This window comes from Streptococcus sanguinis (assembly GCA_013378335.1).
In the GTDB taxonomy this organism is placed as follows: Bacteria; Bacillota; Bacilli; order Lactobacillales; family Streptococcaceae; genus Streptococcus; species Streptococcus sanguinis_I.
Genome location: CP040556.1, coordinates 2,221,904 through 2,241,613 on the forward strand (window position 1 = coordinate 2,221,904; position 19,710 = coordinate 2,241,613).

The 19,710-nt window shown below is 41.6% G+C and carries 17 protein-coding genes; all 17 read right to left on the bottom strand.

From position 1 onward, the window contains the following. Positions 1-319: 319 nt before the first annotated feature. The 17 genes from FFV08_11475 to essA all read right to left on the bottom strand — a co-directional run bounded on the left by FFV08_11475 (position 320) and on the right by essA (position 19,709). Positions 320-649, bottom strand: a complete 330-nt coding sequence (locus FFV08_11475; protein ID QLB53138.1) for a DUF4176 domain-containing protein — start codon at positions 647-649, stop codon at positions 320-322. A 261-nt stretch (positions 650-910) separates the two neighbouring features. Further along, complete coding sequence (locus FFV08_11480; GenBank protein ID QLB53139.1) at positions 911-1,417, bottom strand: hypothetical protein; 507 nt, start codon at positions 1,415-1,417, stop codon at positions 911-913. Next, on the bottom strand, positions 1,411-2,976 hold the full coding sequence (locus FFV08_11485) for a hypothetical protein (protein QLB53140.1): 1,566 nt from the start codon (positions 2,974-2,976) through the stop codon (positions 1,411-1,413). The genes FFV08_11480 and FFV08_11485 overlap by 7 nt, the downstream gene beginning before the upstream one ends. A 60-nt stretch (positions 2,977-3,036) precedes the next feature. Beyond that, positions 3,037-3,399: a hypothetical protein gene (locus tag FFV08_11490; protein ID QLB53141.1), complete on the bottom strand. Its 363-nt coding sequence runs from the start codon at positions 3,397-3,399 to the stop codon at positions 3,037-3,039. A 169-nt stretch (positions 3,400-3,568) separates the two neighbouring features. Then, on the bottom strand, positions 3,569-3,877 hold the full coding sequence (locus FFV08_11495; GenBank protein ID QLB53142.1) for a DUF4176 domain-containing protein: 309 nt from the start codon (positions 3,875-3,877) through the stop codon (positions 3,569-3,571). After that, positions 3,877-4,530, bottom strand: coding sequence for a DUF443 family protein (locus FFV08_11500; GenBank protein QLB53143.1), 654 nt, complete (start codon positions 4,528-4,530; stop codon positions 3,877-3,879). Before FFV08_11500 ends, FFV08_11495 begins: the two co-directional genes overlap by 1 nt. A gap of 15 nt (positions 4,531-4,545) precedes the next feature. Then, positions 4,546-6,216, bottom strand: coding sequence for a hypothetical protein (locus FFV08_11505; GenBank protein ID QLB53144.1), 1,671 nt, complete (start codon positions 6,214-6,216; stop codon positions 4,546-4,548). A 27-nt stretch (positions 6,217-6,243) separates the two neighbouring features. Continuing rightward, the gene (locus tag FFV08_11510) at positions 6,244-6,618 is read right to left on the bottom strand and encodes a TIGR04197 family type VII secretion effector (protein QLB53145.1); all 375 of its coding nucleotides are present in this window, start codon (positions 6,616-6,618) and stop codon (positions 6,244-6,246) included. Positions 6,619-6,629: 11 nt separating this feature from the next. Continuing rightward, positions 6,630-9,296, bottom strand: coding sequence for a type VII secretion protein EssC (essC, locus tag FFV08_11515; protein QLB53146.1), 2,667 nt, complete (start codon positions 9,294-9,296; stop codon positions 6,630-6,632). 229 nt (positions 9,297-9,525) lie between these two features. Further along, positions 9,526-9,915, bottom strand: a complete 390-nt coding sequence (locus tag FFV08_11520) for a hypothetical protein (protein ID QLB53147.1) — start codon at positions 9,913-9,915, stop codon at positions 9,526-9,528. A 23-nt stretch (positions 9,916-9,938) separates the two neighbouring features. After that, positions 9,939-10,877, bottom strand: coding sequence for a hypothetical protein (locus FFV08_11525; GenBank protein ID QLB53148.1), 939 nt, complete (start codon positions 10,875-10,877; stop codon positions 9,939-9,941). A 12-nt stretch (positions 10,878-10,889) separates the two neighbouring features. Then, entirely contained in the window at positions 10,890-12,953 is a 2,064-nt protein-coding gene (locus FFV08_11530) for a tachykinin family protein (protein ID QLB53149.1), read from the bottom strand. A gap of 7 nt (positions 12,954-12,960) precedes the next feature. Then, entirely contained in the window at positions 12,961-13,329 is a 369-nt protein-coding gene (locus FFV08_11535; GenBank protein ID QLB53150.1) for a hypothetical protein, read from the bottom strand. 16 nt (positions 13,330-13,345) lie between these two features. Then, positions 13,346-17,746, bottom strand: coding sequence for a type VII secretion protein EssC (gene essC, locus FFV08_11540; GenBank protein ID QLB53151.1), 4,401 nt, complete (start codon positions 17,744-17,746; stop codon positions 13,346-13,348). A gap of 2 nt (positions 17,747-17,748) precedes the next feature. Next, a complete protein-coding gene (gene essB / locus FFV08_11545) occupies positions 17,749-19,008 on the bottom strand; it encodes a type VII secretion protein EssB (GenBank protein QLB53152.1) in 1,260 nt (419 codons plus the stop codon). Position 19,009: 1 nt separating this feature from the next. Next, positions 19,010-19,249, bottom strand: coding sequence for a secretion accessory protein EsaB/YukD (locus FFV08_11550; protein ID QLB53153.1), 240 nt, complete (start codon positions 19,247-19,249; stop codon positions 19,010-19,012). A 1-nt stretch (position 19,250) separates the two neighbouring features. Further along, positions 19,251-19,709: a type VII secretion protein EssA gene (gene essA, locus FFV08_11555; protein ID QLB53154.1), complete on the bottom strand. Its 459-nt coding sequence runs from the start codon at positions 19,707-19,709 to the stop codon at positions 19,251-19,253. Position 19,710: the final 1 nt, after the last annotated feature.

A 19,710-nucleotide genomic window follows, 5' to 3' on the forward strand; every position in this document is an offset into this window, starting at 1 on the left:
AGATTCTGCTAAGTAATCCGGTACATCTTCATCTGGATGACTTTGATAGTAAGCTCTGAGAGTATTAATATCTTTATCTGTGTAGCTAGCAGATCCTCCTTGCTTCTTAGCCTTATTTAAAATTGCTTTATAATCAATTGTAACTTGGGCTTCTTCAAACTTCTTACGTTGAGCATCAGTGAAAGATACATCAGAATGAGAATTTAAGTACTTTTCAATCGCTTTTACATCTGTAGCAGTTAATTCTTTATTAGTGATTTTTTATTTTTCCATAATTATCACGTCTAACACATCTTTAATAACTACTATTAATTACAATCTATTTATCATTTAATGCTAAATTAATTTTATCAACATCTGCCTTAGGTATTTCCGGATGTTCCTTAATCCATTCAGATAATCCTTTTTGAATTCGTTCCTCATTTTCACTTGCATATCCTTCAAAAACCACTTCACTTATGTCCTCATGATTAAAGTAGGTTATTTTTTCTGGTTCTAACCCAATCAACTGATTTACACCTGCATAATCAAAATAACAAAGTTCCTCCTTGATGCTAAAAATCGGATGGCGTAAAACTATCATTACTGGTATTGCTCCACCCTCTAAATAAACCACACTACCTAATGTCAATAACTTATTTGTTTTCATTCCTGCTCTCCTTTAAATATCTATATAAATGTTATTTTCTTGTAAGATGATCTCACTTTGTTTTCTCTTCTATTTCAAATTCTACAATCTGATTGTTTTCGTTAATAACAATCCCATTATAAAATAAAATGATATAAAGTATAATTGGTATAATCAAAAACAGTCTCAACTGAACAAAATAGGAAAATAAAAATATTGGAAAAATAAAAACAAGAAATAAAAATGCATAAGCAACTATTTTTATAAAAACCGCTTTCATAATCACCAAAAACCAATCCCTTCTTTCACTGTTTTTAATGGCGTCAACGACCTAACTTTTCCAGTGTAGCTTAAATCCGCATTTCGTTCTCTAAGAAAATTTTTAAGTCTAATTTTCCTATACCAGGACACCAAGAAAAATGAAATTAATAAAACAAGAACTAAGATCAATAGATTTATACTACCTTGAACTAAACTTGCTGCATGATTTGTCGGACCTAACCATAACTCAAATGGAGTCAGCCAACGGATAAATGCTGATAACACAATTGCTATGCCTAAATTAGTCAATCGCTTAGTGCTATTCAATCCTTGATTAGCAATATGATTATATAATGAATATTCCGTTTGATAAATTTTAAAAAATCTCTTAGAAGATAGACTATAATTTCTTTGCACAAGATATTCTTGACCTAAATCTGTCACAAGCAGATACCAACCTTTTTGCACCACCCTATCATTCAATGTGATATTAAAAACTTGGCCTTTAACTCTATATACATTTACCATGAAAATAACCCTTTGACTCCATTAACCATATTATTCCAACCAGAAACAACAGCTTTCCCAACATTATCTTCAAATTTTTTCACCTCTGGGAAAGTCTCTCTCGCCCATTCATTTGCATATGCTATACCTACACCTATAGCAACTGTAGCGCCCAATCCTAAACTTATTGGATTAGCCATCATCCCCACCGAAGCCAACACTACACTCCCTCCTTCAATCAAAGCAATGGCTCCTGCAGTCGTTACAGTATTAGTAATTTCTTTCCCCCAAGCAACTTCTGCAGAATCCCCAAACAGCATGTCAATGCCAACACCTGCTATTAAACCAATTCCTGTACTAACACTTTTACCAATAGCTTTAGATGTCCCTTTAATAGAATTCTCAGCCGCTTCTCTAGCAGCTCTAGTAGCTCCTGGTGTCTTCCCCATGATTTTCCCGTTGCTCAAGACTGTTGAATATCTGTTTGCAAATATCTCAGCACTTTTTTCCGTCGCTTTTTTAGCACCAACGTCAATAATCTTATCTTCAGCAGCACTGCTTATTTTTTCCACTGCAGTTGTTGTAAAAATATCACGAGGAGCATTTTTTAAAGTTTCTACAATTTTCTTATCACTTTCCTCCTTCAATACATCTTTAATATAATCCGACACTCTATTTGGATAACTCTTTGCATAGTCCTTTAGAACACCAATGTCATCCTCATTCAGTTCCTTACCTGCATCCAAGTTAGATAAAACTGAGCGATATTTTTTATCTACTTGGCGGATATTCCTAACTTTATCAATGACGGAATCATCTACGCTCCCTGGATAGGCTGCCGCATATCGTTCTATTGCTGTCAGCTCCGCTTCAGTCAGAGATTCGCCATTTTTTACTTTCTCCAACGCTGATAGATAGTTGTTCTCCATTGCTATCTCTCGATCTGCCCAGCCCTGCTCAACATCACTCACCCAAGATAAGTCCTCTGGCAAAGCAAAGCCACCACCGCCAAAGGAGACTGAAATACCTGACATCGCCTGAGAAACCAAGCCCTGATAACCATCTGCTGACGCGCAGGCGCTTGGTGACTCTGCGCTGAAAGCCCTCAGATTAGCCAGTTTTTCCTGGGCCTCAGTCAGTTGATTTTCCGCTGCTGTAAGATGATTTTGTAAACTGCTAATTCTTGCCGCATCTCCTGCAGCTGGTTTAGCTTTAGATTGAAGACCAGAAATCGAAGCGCTGAGACTCATACAACCTCTCGTTGCACTATCAATCTCCGCTTGCAGCTGTTCCTCATCTAAATTCTCAGCCCCACACTTGGCCGCATAACTATCCGCCAGTGTGTTCGCCGCATCCGCAACGGCTTCAGAATAGAGAATGCACCCTTTATAATAAGGACTCATGACACTTGTCGCATATGCACGAGCAGCATCATAGCCTGTTCCTATCAGCTCACCGCCGCTGCCGCCAAAGCTGTCAAAGGCACTAATCAACTGGTTGAAGCCCGCTACACGTGACTGTGAGGCAGACGACATCGTAGAAGACTGTGTCTGCAGGCTAGCGTAATTTACCTTTACCATATACTTCCTTTCTGTTAGTGAATTTAGATTGCTGAAATTTTTAGCTAAAACTTTATCAACCTATTGCTTATCACGCTCCAGTTTTTTACGCTGATCATACAGAGCAGTTAACTGCGTTTGATAAGCTTGGTAACGTTTCTTAATCGCTTTGTCTTCTTCCTCAAAGTCAACTTCCAAAGTCCGTGTAGTCGCCTCAATATCATCTAAAAGATAATGATAGAATGCTGAATGTGACGAAGTCACCCCTATATCCAACAAGTTCTTAAAGTGAAATAGGGCGCTGCCTTGTGAGGACATTACATCCTCCCGCGTCACCTTAAACTGACGATATTCAACATCCAAATCATCTATTTTATGTTGCAGTTCATACTGACGACGATATAACTCGTCCAGCTGATCTTGCTTCGATTTTCCTTTTTTCATTATAACCTCTATATCATTTTACCTCAGCTAATCTGTTTGTGCTGTTTACCTAAACTAAATATAACCTCTTTTAAATCAAAAGAGAGGAGACTCCGAAAAGAGAAACCTTTCTTAAATATCTTTAGATTTTAAATTATCGATTAAATACCAACTTCTCTACAATTTGATACTACTTTAAAGAATCAGTTACTTTACCCTTGGGGTAGGGATTTTGCGAAGAATGTTCCCACTCTTTATATAATTTCAAATAGTTTTGTTCTTCTGAATCTCTATACCCTTCATATATTACCTGAGCAATATTTTCCTCATTGAAGTAAATCATGGGAACTTGCGGATCAAGACCAACAGGGTAGATACAGCCCGAATAATCAAAATAGTTTATCTGTCCCTCTTCATTCTTACAAAGAGCACCTCGATTTAAAATCATAATTTTACGTTCACCTTCATTTAGAAGGATAATCGTTCCAATTGGATACATTATTTCTCCTCTTTTCTTTCTATTATATATTGACAATTCTCACTATAGCTTAGATCACCTGCTAAAAGTAAACCAATTAGTAACATAAGACCATGAAATATCAGGAAGATTAGAGTTCCCCAGTTTAAAATGAGATAGCTAAACAAAAAAATTAGGAAGTTGAGAATCAAAACGATCATAAACTGCTTTTTCATCCAAGGAGCTAATTTAGCTAATTTTATTTTCCCTTGTTCTTTTTTATAAAGACTAAAATTAAATTTCTTTGCCAAAGATCGAGATGATAAAAAATGGACTAGATTTGCAAATACTAATGCTAGTATAAAAGCAAGAAACCAATAAATCAATCTTTCAGTGAATGAGAAGCGAGGTGTATTAAGGTAAGCATCTAAGCTTTCACTAGTTCGTATCCGCCCTGCCCAGACCGAAACAGCTAAAAATACTGGCATTGGAATTACAAGTGTCTCCAACCAATGTTTTTTACGCATTCGAATCTCCCAAAATTGCGACTCTGTCAATTGGTATATCGTTCGATTACTAAACCAATTCAGATAAGGGAAAAAATAGCCCCACAATGTCGGTAACTTATCCAATAGAAAATATTCCTTACCATCTTCCAGTAATATGTAACGAAAATTTACATGATGCGCTCGCATAGTCATCTCCTTTCATTACCACAACAGATTAGGCAACATAGGATTAGAAATAGATTGTAATAGTCCTTCTCCAACTCCTGTAGAAAAGTCTCGAACTTCTTTGTTATTCTTATAAGCTTCTTGATATTTGTCTCCTATATACCAATTGACTGCAGCTGTTGCTGCTATCACTCCTAAAGCCATCCATCCCACAGGAGTAGCTGCTGCGAGGCCAGTGCCAATTGCACCAATCGCTAAACTGAGTCCAGTTGCAATTGAATTATGTCCTACCGCTTCTGTTAGTGTCATGTCCTTATTGACCATATCATCATACATTCCTAAACCGAAACCTATCCCTGTCAGAGCATAACCAAATCTATTTGCATATTTACTAATATTGCTTCCTGCAGATACCACATTAGATGCATTTTGAATAGATTGTGGATTGACGATAACAAAACTATTCGGCCCAGCTGGACCAGATACCAATGGTTTAATACGTCGAATGAACGCACCAAATCTAACTGCTCCTTCACCTAACATGTCAATTACTGTATTGATATTATCCAGTGTTTGCCCATGGGCTTCGTATTGCTGGTTTATACCTTCTAAATATGTTTTTAATGCTTTTTTCACATCCTCAGGCATTCTTACATCGGGGAATTTCTCACCGTATTTGATTAGTATTTGGACGTCTTCATCTGATAATTTCCCTTTATGGGCTTTCTCCACAATTTTGTTATATTCTGATTTCTCTGCTGACGCTTTTTCTAGATCTGGATTGATTCCAACATCTGGATGATTTTTCTTATATTCTTCGATAAACTTAGTATCGCTATCGCTCAGTTCTTTCCCTGCATCCACCTTGTCAATGATAGAACGATATTTCATCTCCTCTGCCTTGACCTGACGTGCTTGCTGTACGTACTCTAAAACAGAAGCATCCACGCGTTCCGGATAGGCAGCCGCATATCGCTCTATCGCTGTCAGCTCCGCTTCAGTCAGAGATTCGCCACTATATACCTTATCCAGTGCTGATAAATAGTTGTTCTCCAAGGCTATCTCCCGATCTGCCCAGCCCTGCTCAACATCACTCACCCAAGATAAGTCTTCCGGCAAAGCAAAGCCACCACCGCCAAAGGAGACTGAAATACCTGACATAGCCTTAGAAACCAAGCCCTGATAACCATCTGCCGAGGCACAGGCACTTGGAGACTCCGCACTGAATGCCCTCAGATTATCCAGTTTTTTCTGAGCAGCAGTCAGTTGGTTTTCCGCTGCTGTAAGCTGTTCTTGTAAGCGACCAATTCTTTCCGCATCTCCTGCAGCTGGTTTAGATTTAGATTGAAGACCAGAAATCGAAGCGCTGAGCCCCATACAACCTCTCGTTGCACTATCAATCTCCGCTTGCAGCTGTTCCTCATCTAAATTCTCAGCTCCACACTTAGCCACATAACTATCCGCCAGTGTGTTCGCTGCATCCGCAACTGCTTCAGAGTAGAGAATACACCCTTTATAATAAGGACTCATGACACTTGTCGCATATGCACGGGCTGCATCATAGCCTGTTCCTATCAGCTCACCGCCGCTGCCGCCGAAGCTGTCAAAGGCACTAATTAACTGATTGAAGCCTGCTACACGTGACTGTGAGGCAGACGACATCGTGGAAGACTGTGTCTGCAGGCTAGCGTAATTTACCTTTACCATATATGTTCCTTTCTAGTTGAACAATTATTAATTAGTTCCCTCACTAAATAACTGCTTATTTTTCTTCTTTCCTGAATTACTACCAGCAGTTCCTGACTCGACTGGCCCTGTATTTCTGTTAATATAATTGGCAATCTTTGCATCTGTTGTTTGAAACTCTGCATGAATACCATGTAAAACCTGAATGAAGTCAATAGATTGCTGTGCTGCTTGCTCACTTGCACTAACTTCGTTGTCAATATGACTACTAATAGTTCCAGAAGCAGCATATTGGCTGATAGAATCCTTTGTAGCAGTTTCTTTTCCTACTGAATGATAAGCTGAGACAATTCCATTTGCATAGTTTTGAACAGCTGTCGGATCAGATTGAATACCTACTCCCTGAGTTGTTCCTACTGACATAGTGTTCTCCTTTATATTGTAATTTTAAGTTTAACGCTGGATGGACGTCCATATAAATAAACCTCATCCTTATTTAAATAAGGTTCCTTGCTGTTATAAGGCTTTTCTAATATTGTTTGATCTGTTAAGCGCATTCCCAAAAGATAATGTTGATTATATGCCTTAACCTGACGAGCAGGGCTGCCAATAGCATTATTGCTAATATAAGAATAAAAACCACCAACAACAAAATGCATATTGTATTTCCATCCCTCTTGGTAGAGTGCCGATACTTGTTCGCCTGTCAGCCCACTTACCTGAACAAATTTCTCTAAATTAGGGATAAAGATGATAAAGTCGTGTCCAGTTTCACCTTTTTTACGATCCTCTAACTCAAGCATAAGCTGATTTGCCATATCCTCAAGAGTTTCTGGTTCAGAAATACGGGCAAATAAGTCAAATTGCCCATCATACTCATCGTCTACATCCATAAACATGACTTTCTTACTTGGAATGAGGGTGGTGAATATTTCTAAAAGGTGGCGTGTAATATTCTCCAAATGTTCACCTTCGTTAGCTATATATAGCAGGTGTTTGAAACCTTTCATCGGTATATCAACACTCTCAACATTAACAAAGTCTAAACCTAGAGGTAGAGCCTTTTCCTTCAAAGCCTTTTGAACGCTTATTGTTTTCGCAAAAGTATCGAAGCTCAATTCTTCTGGAACAATCGGAATTGGTTTAGGTAGACTTCCTTCCCACTGTTCTGACATCATTCCTGCTTCAGAGCTAATTTGCTCAATTACTTCAAACGCGTCATCTCCTTTGGTTGGCAAAGCAACTTGGAAAATTTCTGGTTCATCAAGCTTTATCATTGCCCGTCCAGGCTTATCTTCAATTATTAACTGAGTACGACCAATTAAACTTCGAGTATCTATATCATCTGTTAATTTCAGTGAAATACGAGTTTTGATACTAGCTAATAAAGCCGCTTTGACAACCCCTATACGACCAGCTGTAATGACCAGATATATTCCTAGACTCAGACCTTCACGAGAGATAATTTGGAAAGCATCTTCCAATTCCATCACCAGTGGAGATTCCTTGATAGCATCATAACCATCTAACATGAAGAATAGCTTAGGTATTTGATGCCCACTAATTTCTTGATAAAGATTGACATTGGCTACCATGTGTTTACGCAAAAGAGCTTTTCTGTATCGAATTTCTCCTTTTATACGATTTATTAACTTTGTAATTTTCTCCTGATCGTCAATCATAATCGTATCAGCCACATGTGGTAATTGACGAAGCGGCAAAAGACCGTTTGTTCCAAAATCTAATAAATAGAAATTCACCTGATTAGGTGTGAACTGACGAGCCAGATCCATCGTTAAAGTCTGAATAAAAGTAGACTTACCTGTTAAAGGACCACCAAAAAGAGCAATATTCCCATCTTCATTAAAATCATGTTCTAATGTGTATTGAGCTTGTTGACTTGGTATATCCACATAACCAATCACCGCTTTTAAAGGTCGGTTCTTATGTGACCAAAATTCTTTGAAATTTCCTTTGCGTAAATCTGTTGAATAGATTCTATCTTTGAGCGGTGGCAGCCATGGCTGTGGTACCGGTGGGATCTGCTGGCTCTCTGTCAATAGTTGAATCTGACTGACAATAGCCTCTAATTCCGTCGGTACTTCCTTGATATCCTCGGCTAGGTCAAGACCTGACAGGTCTTGATTGAGCACCTCATATTGGCCTAGGTCGTTGATCAGGTAGATGGTATGGTCTTCAATTCCCAGCTCATCCTTATCCGGCTGGTAGTCTGCCCCTGACCAAGCTGACTGGAAGAGTTCATAGACTTCATTATTGCCGACCTGCAGATAGGCGCGGCCAGTCTGGGTAATCTCTGCCGCATCTGGCGTCTTAAGCATTTCCATCGAGTCCGTCCGGTCTGCCACCTTGAGCGCCAGCTTAAAGCGGGAGTTGGACCAGATCTGGTCATCTACCACCCCAGATGGCTTTTGAGTAGCCAGGATCAAGTGGACCCCGAGGGAACGACCGACACGAGCGATAGATACCAGCTCCTTGATAAAGTCAGGCTGGTTGACCTTGAGCTCTGCGAACTCATCCGAGATGAGGAAGAGATGGGGCAGGGGTTCTGTTGCTTCCCCGTTTTTAAATTTCTTTTGATATTGGTTGATATGATTGACTTCAAACTCTCTGAAGAGCCGCTCCCGGCGGTGAATCTCCGCATTGATGGAAGCCAGCGCCCGCATGGATTGGGCCCCGTCCAAGTTGGTAATGGTTCCCAAGAGATGGGGCAGGTTCTTGAAGAGATTGGCCATTCCCCCACCCTTGTAGTCGATGAGCAGAAAAGCCACATCGTGCGGGTGGAAGTTGACAGCCAGACTCAGGATATAGGACTGGATAGTCTCTGACTTCCCTGATCCCGTTGTCCCGGCAATCAGCCCGTGCGGTCCGTGAGCCTTTTCGTGCAGGTTGAGGTAGACCAGGTCTTCCTTACCCCGCAGGCCGATAGGCACTGCCAAACTCTTATAAGGCGCATTCTGTTGCCATTTTTGCAAGACTTGCAGGTCTGAGAAGGTCTCTGCCCCATACATCTCCATAAAGGTCACCGTATCAGGGATTGAGCTTTTGAGATTCTGTAAGTGATTGAGCGGTGCCAAGGTCATTCATTTTTTTTTTTTTGAAGGAATAGCAGAGTAGGGAAACGAGCCCCAAAAATATAGAGTTTTCAAAGTACTAAAAGGAAAATGTCCTTGTTCCATTATACCATACGAGAGATAGGATGGAGAAGGGAAGATAATGAATGAGACAGGAGTAAAAAAGAGAAGAATAGAAGAAAACCACTTGAAAATGAATTCAAGTGGTGATAAACATAAAAATTCTAGCATTATATAATTACGGATACTGAACTTTTTTCTTAGATTTAGTGTTACCTTTCTGTTTGGCTTTGTTTTGCCGTTCTTTTTCTTCTGCCTGCATTTGCTTGGTTGACTTTCCATTTGAAAAAGATTCAGTTATATTGTTTTTAATTTCTTTTGCTAAATCTCCGTCCACCTTAGCAAAAGCATCCGCTATTGAATTCAGATATTTATCCAGATTTTCTACAGTATCGCTCATATCAGTAATTATTTGTTTTACTGAGCTAGTTGCTGCTGATAATTTTTCTGTTGCATCTGATTCTATTAAATCAGATGATTTCTCTGCCAAATGGCTATCTGCAACCTTGAAACTTGCTTCAACCCCCTTTATGTGGTCTGGGCTAATTCGTTTAGTATCAGTTCCCATTGTGTCTCCTTTCTATTTTTTGACTATTGAATTCCTATATCTTGTAAGAGATCGCTATCTTGAGGTATCAGGGGTGAAAGGCTATTAAGAATATCCTTCGGACTCCGACTTTTATTAAAAGTTGGATAATAGGCACTGTTCTTTTCTTGCAGAATTTGATAAGCCTTAGGATACTCTTTCTGAATTGGGAGATTATTACTTTGTTTAAAGAATTCCTTTTTGAAATTTACAGTGTTGTAGTTGAAGTCAATTCCAAATTTAAGCAATCTATCTCCCGGTAAATTTTCCCCTTGATAATCTTTATTAATTGAATAATATAAGCTCTCAATTTTTTTCCCACCTTGCTGAAAATCAATCACTTTGCCCGCTTCCAAATCAACATAATATGCTTCAACAACTCTCTCGGAATCTCGTTTACCATTTATTGTTTTTTCCACATATTTAGCGATATTTATTAGAAGCACTTCACGCCCGTCCGATGTTTTCGCTACATAAGGCCCTATATCAAGATTCCAGTCGTCACCCTTAGAATGAAGCCATTTCAGCATATCAATCTCTTTCTTTCTTAGAGTCTGATCTTTCGTATCATAAATCAATAAACGATATGTACTCTCTCCTTTTTCTCTTGACATTATTTTAATATTCTTCCTAATGATAAATCGCTCCCCCATAGTAACGACATCATCATTACTGTATTCCACTTTTCTTTTAGGATCATTTTTTATATGTTTCCGAATTTCTTTATCCTCTTCTGGATCTTTACTAATCCATTGTGCTACTAAACCCTTATCACCCAAAAAGACATGATCGCCAATTTCGAAATCACCACTATATGTATATACGCTATTGTAATAATCTTCCTTCTCTTTTTTAGTTTGCTCGTCCTGATAGTATTTCCAAACAAAGAAACCACTAACCACAATAAGCACAGAAGACAGAATTAAAAACTTTTTAAAGGTCATACTTCGTTCTCCTTAATATTCATACTTCTCATTTAAGTATAAAATATATTTTTCAACTCCATTATTTGCAGTCGAATCTTCTTGGCCAATAATACGATTCAATGCCGATGTTAGATTATCAATCTGATTTTGATTCATATCTGTAATCTTCTGATCAGATTTCCCCATAAGATAGTTCTTGGTCTCCTTATCAACTTCCACTTGATTATTTTTAATTTGTTTTTCTATCCACTGTTCAGGAGTTAAACCACTCTGGGCAGCTTCTGGAACTTTTGTCTCCACATATCCTAGCATACCTCTATCGTTCATTTCCTCTGCCCGTAGAGTCGCATTAAAATCATAGTAAATAGAAGAGTCTGTATAGGTTTTTTTGTCACCTTCAAGATACCAAGTTCCTTTTTTCAAGTACTCACCGATACTCTTTTGAGTTTGTTCTAACTTCTCTTGCTGAAGTTGGTCTACCTTGCTATTAAAAGCAAACTGTGCCTTAGCAACATTTGAGATTGCACTCAAGGCATTGCTTCCCTTTTTGCTTGGAATATAGTCGCTAAGTGATGCAAGCCCCTCAGACTTCGACTCATCATCCCCAGAAAATGATTGTAAAAGTTCTAGAACAGTTACAGAGCCAGGGAGAATAGTATTAACAATCCCTTTACTAACAGATACAGTTACATCTTCCTGAAATGCTTCTAAGGCATCTTCTCGAGCCTTCTGAAGTTCAGCAGCTTTCGCTTTGTTATAGACTAGATTAGCACCAATACCAGCCATTGTGCCACTTCGATAAGTCTCAGTGGTAGTCTCATCTTTAATAGGCTGATCTACCGCAACAGTGTCCAAAACATTCTTTCTTTCAAAAGCTTTTATGTTTGTAGAAACAGAAAATGTAACTCCACTATTTGTAATATCAATATTTTTCATTCTCTTCGTAGTGGTTGTTGACTTAAAAGTTGGTATCTTGTAAGTCTCATGTGCAAGCTCAGATATCTCTGTGCCATACCCAATATCTAAAAGATTAATAGACTTCATCAGACCGATAAACTCATTTACATTTGTTAACCGTTCCTGATCTCGCCCAATTTTAGGATCATTCGGATTTTTTGCATGATTTTGTTTCATATTTGCGATTAAAGTCCAAGCTTCCCTATCTCCAGCTTGCAACATTGAAGTCGTAAATTGATCCACCTTAGTTGTTGGCTCATCCCCCATTGCACCTACAAAATGATTTAATTTTTTCTCTGCTAGTTTATCACCTTTTTTGCCACGTATAACCCAATCAGTAACTTCTGCAGAAAGTACATTATACGCACTTTCGCTAATTTCTTCAGGACGTTGCTTCATAATATTACCTGGTGACTCGCTAAGAACATCTTTGACAACCGAAGCATCAACATCATTGGACATTGAATCCAGATAATACATTTTGTCCTTCGTCAAAACTTTGTGACTGATACTGTTCATAACAAAGTCTGCTGGCATTCTTAAAATTGATTTAGCATTATTAACATCTCTTTGGAGGCGATTTATTGTCTCAGTTGTCTCATCTAACCCTTGAACAAAAGTTCTATGCGCCCCATCAACCGCATTGTGAGTGTTCGTTCGGTTTGTTGATTCCGTTGACAATTCTTCCTCTGCTTTTGATTGAATAGGGCTTAAATTAATACTATCAATTTCTAATAATTGTGTGGCCGTATCTAGTGCAGGTTGAAGTTCAGACTTGACTTTTGAAACCGCAGTAGTCTGATCACCAGTTAATGTCTTTGTTACAGTACCTCTCCCACTTTCTGAAGTCCAAGCTTTCACTTCAAAACCAGCATTTTTGACAGTTGAACTAAACACAGTGTTAGTTTTAGAATATTTTTCTAGAGCCTCTGGAACTTTATGAAAAACTTTTTCTTGTAATAGATTTAGTTTATTGTAAAAAGCCTCCAATGCATCAAGTTCTGAATTTTGTTTTTTTAACGAAAACGTTCGATCTGTATCACTGACAGCAGCTGAATAACTTTTTGAAAATTCTGAAATAGATTTCCCGTAGTCTTCTATACCAGGTAAATCATGCACTTTTATAATATCACTCATAAAATTATTACTCCTTTGCTGTAGCTATTAGTCCTGATAAAGTGGCCATTGAAGCATTGCATAGCGATGCCTCGACCCCCAGCACTAATATTTTTGTGCTGAGCTGTCCCGCAATATCATCTTTATGTTTTGTAAATTCATCTGATGCTGTCTTTACAGTCTTTTGCTCTGTTTCCGTTTCATTTTTGTATGCTGTACCAGCTAGATTATAAGTATGTTTGATGTTACCATGATCTTTTAAGATATAATCTATAGTAGTTGAAACTCCATTTAAAGTCTTTAATGCATCTGATAGTGCAGATATTTTAGTATTTAATGCATCATATCTAGCACTAACTTCATTATATTTTTGAATTAATTCTGCTTTATTTCCCATTGTATCTCCTATTACTTTATGGTATCAAAACCTTAATAGTTGTTAATTGATTATCAACTACATAATAATGTAGCTGCCCTTCCAATGCTGCTTCTCTTAGAGGTTTATTGACAGCACTTAATATACTCTGGTCATTAAATCTAATAGCTAAAATAGCTTGTTTATAAGATTTAACTTGCTTAGATGCCATATCAATATTTCTACTTATAGCTGGCGAAGCCATTACGACAATACCATATCCAACTTTAAGACCCTTTTCTAATAGATAAGTCAATTGGTCAATACCATCTTGTGATAATTCTTGAAGTAAATCAACCATATTGTAAATAATGATAGTAGCATCATGAGAGACAATATGCTGCTCCAGTCTTTCATTAATACGTTTATTCATATCTTCAAGTGACTCTAAAACTTCCTCAGCCGATGAAAAGACAAATAAATTATCAGAATCTGATAAATTATGATACTTCGGGGCTAGCACAATCACCTTCTGCTTGCCTCGTGCAATCTGCTCAGTCAAAGCACTCATCTGCTCTTCTTTATCCGTTAAGTAGAGAAGATTGCCCTTGGATAGATTCCAAGTAATTGGTTCAACCGTTTCCATATCCAGTCCCAGCGGTACGAGACCCTTCTCGTAAGCAGATTGGACACTAGCTCGGCTATAGAAGTCAGCTTCCGTCAACTCCTCTGGCACCATCGGAATGGCACTTGGGCGTTGTCCTGTCCAGACTTCTTGGAGAGAAGCGACTTCTTGACGCAGGTTGTTGAGGACTTGCGCATCATTGGCACCCGCTACTGGCAGAGCTAGCTGGATGACATCAACCTCGTCACGCTTCATAAGCGCCCGACCCTTGATGTCTTCCATGGTCGCCGCAAGAGGGGTAGAGCCCACAATCGAGCGGACTTCTCCCACATCATTCTGTGGCAGACTCAGCTGGTGCTTGAAGTTGGCGTAGAACTGCGCCCGAAGGTTGGACTGACGGCCCGCTGTCACCAAGAGGTGAACACCGATACTGAGACCTTCACGGGAGATCCGCACCAAGAGCTTGAAGAGCTCTGCTTCATAGGCCTCTTCCTTCATGGACTCATAGCTATCCAGTAGGATGACAATTGCCGGCTCTTGCTGACCGCTAGCCTGGCGGTAGAGCTCCAAGGTCCCAACGCCGTAGTCCGACAAGAGCTTCTTACGCCGGTTGAGCTCCCGCTCCATGATGCGGACAAACTTGGCAATCTTCTCCGTCTGATCCAAAAGCAAGGTATCGGCCACCTGCGGTAATTGACCCAGTGGTGCCAGACCATTGGTCCCGAAGTCCATCAGGTAGAGGGTGACATCTTTGGGACTGAACTTGCGAGCCAAGTCCATGGCCGCACTCTGCAGGAAGGTTGTCTTCCCTGTACCAGGACTTCCGTAAAGCAGGATATGCCCATCCTTGGACAGGTTGACAGAGACCGGCTCTTGCTTCTGAGCCTGCGGAATATCCGCCATTCCTAGAAGGACGGAGACCGGCTTCTTTTGTTCCCAAGCTTCCTGCGGATGGATAGGTTCCAGCTCTTGCAGAGTCATCCGCTCTTTAAGTGGTGGCAGCCATGGCTGTGGTACTGGAGGAATCTGCTGGCTCTCTGTCAGTAGTTGGATCTGACTGACAATAGCCTCCAGCTCTGTCGGTACTTCCTTGATATCCTCGGCTAAGTCAAGACCTGACAGGTCTTGATTGAGCACTTCGTATTGACCCAGGTCATTGATCAGGTAGATGGTATGGTCTTCAATTCCCAGCTCATCCTTATCCGGCTGGTAGTCTGCCCCTGACCAAGCTGACTGGAAGAGTTCATAGACTTCATTATTACCGACCTGCAGATAGGCCCGGCCAGTCTGGGTAATCTCCGCCGCATCTGGCGTCTTAAGCATTTCCATCGAGTCCGTCCGGTCTGCCACCTTGAGCGCCAGCTTAAAGCGGGAGTTGGACCAGATCTGGTCATCCACCACCCCAGAGGGCTTCTGAGTAGCCAGGATCAAGTGGACACCGAGGGAACGCCCGACCCGAGCGATGGATACCAGCTCCTTGATAAAGTCAGGCTGGTTGACCTTGAGCTCTGCGAACTCATCCGAGATGAGGAAGAGATGGGGCAGGGGTTCAGTCGCTTCCCCGTTCTTAAATTTCTTTTGATATTGGTTGATATGATTGACTTCAAACTCTCTGAAGAGCCGCTCCCGGCGGTGAATCTCCGCATTGATGGAAGCTAGCGCCCGCATGGATTGGGCCCCGTCCAAGTTGGTAATGGTTCCCAAGAGATGGGGCAGGTTCTTGAAGAGATTGGCCATTCCCCCACCCTTGTAGTCGATGAGCAGAAAAGCCACATCGTGCGGGTGGAAGTTGACAGCCAGACTCAAGATATAGGACTGGATGGTCTCCGACTTACCAGATCCGGTTGTCCCGGCAATCAGCCCGTGTGGTCCGTGAGCCTTTTCATGCAGGTTGAGGTAGACCAGGTCTTCCTTGCCCCGCAGGCCGATTGGCACTGCCAAACTCTTATAAGGTGCATTCTGTTGCCACTTTTGCAAGACTTGCAGGTCCGAGAAGGTCTCTGCCCCATACATCTCCATAAAGGTGACCGTATCAGGGATTGAGCTCTTGAGATTCTGCAGGTGATTGAGCGGCGCCAAGGTCCGAGCGATGCGCTCCTTGTCATAGCCTTCTGGGAAATGATCTAAGCGGAAGTCAATCTCTCTGAGGATTCCCTCTTCCATGACCAACTGCCCAGTGTTGCGGTCCTTGATATTGACAACCGTCTTGATATTTTCAGACAGAGAGCTCATGACATCCTGCACGAAGATGAGTGAGCAGCCCAGGTCCGTCGGATCCTCAGTAAAGAACTCCATGATGATATGGTCGAGAATCAGCTTTTCATCTGTGACCAAGACTACATAGTGAGGGCTGTAGAGCGTCGTCTCCTGCCGGGTCGCTTCTTCCTTCTGAGCCTTGCGCAGTTTCAGGATTTGGTTAAGGCTGTTTAGAACCTGATCGTGCGTCCGCTGGTTATAGACAAAGCCACGGACATTCAGCTCTTGCAGAGTCGCATGTGGCAGCCAGCGCAGCCAATCCCACTGGTCGCGTTCCTCCTCTGGCATGATGGTAATCACCTGCACATCGTGGTAGGAGTGAAAGACCCCCAACTGCATGACCAAGAGCTGGAGCTGTTCCATCACCAGATTGCGCGGACCGATATAGCCGACCGGTCCATGACTGAGATTAGCCACGATAGGAAGATCGGGAATTTTCTTATGTCTAGTGTAGAGAGCATAGCCCTCCTCTTCCAGCGCATCTTTCTTGCCGCTTCGCTCTTCTTGACCGTAGGTCAGCTTATAAGAGGTTGGCACCTGTCCAAGCCCCAAGCGATAGTAAAGAAAGTCAAAGTGCAGCGGTGTCTTCTCGTAGATGCGGTGGCTGTAGTCTGTCACCAGACCCGTCAATTCGTTAATGTTTGGGAAATGGTAAAGCATGCCATCACGCTGCTCACGTTCCAGCTTGTTCAGCTCAATAGCCTTGTCTTTTAGATAGAGGCGATAAAGATCGATGCGCTCTTTCTTGTCTTCCTTGAACTTCTTGCGGTTTTTGAAGAAACCGCGCACCGAAAAGATAGCACTGGCAATCGACATAGTCACCGTAACGAGGATATAAATCCCCCGCGGCTGAACCAGTGTAATCAGTACCGTCACCCCAACCATGAGAAGTGGCGGCACAATCAGTCTCAAGAGCTCATCATTAGGCTTTTGAGGCTCCTTGCTTGGCGGAGCAATCTGGATCTTGTCCTCTGAGCTCCGATAGATAATCCGCGGTGAGCGGTGATAGTCTGGATAGTCTGGATAAAAACCATGGCGAGAAGCCCCCCGCAAGGTCAGGTTAGAACTGACCGTAGCTGGACCCGTCACCCAGATTTCTTCTGGATAGACCTTGAAGCAGATACCTTCCAAGCTCAGCTCGTCACCGGCTTCCAGCTGTATTTGGTCTCCCGTCCACTCAACGTGATTGAGGTAGACTTGACCTCTCATCTTGGTCAAAAGCCAAGAATCATTCGTTCGCTTCAAGAGCAACTCCAAAGGCGCTTCCAGACTGATAGCTGCCCCCTTCTGGTCGCTGATGAGTAACTCTTTTCTGTCCAGTAGGTCATAAACAGCCGGTTCTGAATCAGATTGATACAAGGTCAGATTACCCAAGGCCATACCGTCAGTTACGACACCCGTTTCTTCCCCCATCTGATAAAAGACTTGCCCTTCAGCTAGCTGAAGCTGGATAGGAGTCTCCTGATGAGGCAGGTAAAGCTGAGCCTTCTCACTCGCTGCTAGGAGAACTTTCTTGTCCTCTGTCAGCTGCAGCTCATAGCGCAGATGGTCTGTATAGATGATGATTGTCTTGCCCATACTTACTCCTTCGCGCTACTGCTAGATGACGCTTCACTGCTGGAGGAAGAGTTTGCTCCTGAAGAACCTTCCTCGCCAGAAGCACTTGAGCTAGAATCACCAGTTAGAAGCTCCTTGCGGCTATCCCAGTATTTCTTATACTCGCCTTCCAAGGACTCAAGCTTAGTCTCCCGTTCCTTACCAGACAAACTATCGTCTTCACGCACCTTTTTCATCTCCTGCGTCAAGGCATAGATGATCAGATCTGAGTCATTAATCCGTTTGGCTGTATCCAAAGCATCTTCAAAATCATTACGTCCAACTTGAATCCAGTAATTGAGATAGAGATCATCAGACTTGAGCGTGACATTATTTAGAATGACCTTACGCTGATCATCGGAAAATTCTAGCCCCTGGATATAAGAGTAGGCCAGTATATATTTCTGTGTATTCGGCAGGCTCTTAGGAGAGATTCCTTCCAGCTCATCGATGACCTTGCTGTAGTCCACTTTGATAAAGGCAGTATCTGCCTGTAACAGCTTTTCCTTGAAAGGATTTTGTATGAAAATCAAGTAAATCAAAGGAATGGTCAAAATCACAACAGCTGCTGTCAGCCAGATGGTCGCCAGTTTAAAAATCTTATGCTGGCGCTTGGAGACCAGTGTCTGCTTCGCTGCTTCTTCTGCAGCCTTTTCCTGATAGGATTTCTCCAAAACAGCAACAGCATCTTCCAGACTGTCAGCCTCACGCAGCTCCACTAGGAAATCCGGCAGAGTTTCTAGCTCTAACGAGCCCTTGTAAAGCTCCATAAAGTCCAGATCTGCAAAGAGCGTCACTGCAAAGCACTTGGCCTGACGCAAGAAGTCCTCCCGAGAGATAGCCTGAGGTGTCATAATACCTGGAACTCCGCGATAAGCAATCTTAGCCTGCGCATCCTTGGTAATAAAGAGATTGCTAGGATGCAGCAAAAAAGTAACCGGCAATTCCAGTGCCGCTTCTAGAGCAAACACATTGAGAGCCAGACGAATCCGCTCAGAAATCGTGCGCTTTTCAATCTCTTCCTTGGACAGCCCCAAAGGCTCAATCTGATAGGTGAAGTAGACACTATCATGGTCGGCCTTAGTCTCCTGTTCCAAGAAAAGCGGATGATGCAGGTCCAAAAGCAAGAGCTCCCGCAAATCCTGCGTTGCCACATCCGAGCGCTTGAGCGTCAGGCTCCAATTCTTGTCATTTTTTTCATAGATAAACTCTTGTTCAGCAAATACAAATTTTTCCTCAGTCACCTTAAATCTCCTCAATCTCTACTAAATCTCCTGTTGTGACTGGATAATCAGCCAAAACCTTGCCCTCATCCAGTATCAACCCCTTGTTAATAATCCGCAGCTGATACTTATGGCGCTTTCCTTCGATATTGAAAATCTGATCAATCTCCCGAATGAAGCGACGGACCTCAATCCGCTTAGGAATGCGAATATCCACGTCCTTATCCCGCAAACGGAGGGTGATGTTGATATGTCCTTTCATTTTATACTTCTCCCTTACTGATACGATAGCTGACAAAGACAGTCATACTGACCAAGAGCATGGCTACTACAAAGTAAACCACTCCTGGCAGAAAATCATCCCAGCTGCTCTCCTCATCGCTCTTCAAACTCGTCTGCAGCTTGGACAATTTTTCCGTTCCTGGCTGAAAAAGCTCCTTGGAATGGTAAATATCCGTCGGCCCCTGTATAGCAGAAAACAGTTGTCCCGCTTCTGTGGCCAACTGTTTATTTTGATACTGCTTCATTTCCTGAATTTTTTCCTGATTCTCAGCAACGAAAAGAGACTTGGTGCCTTCCGATTGTGCACCAAAGTTCAGTTCTTGCTCTTTTTCAATCCGCGAATTATCTATCTGCAGACGATTATCCTTTAGCTCATCTGCGGCAACAGCCGTCACCGCAAATGAACTTAGGAGTAGGAATAAAAACAGAATTCTTTTCATA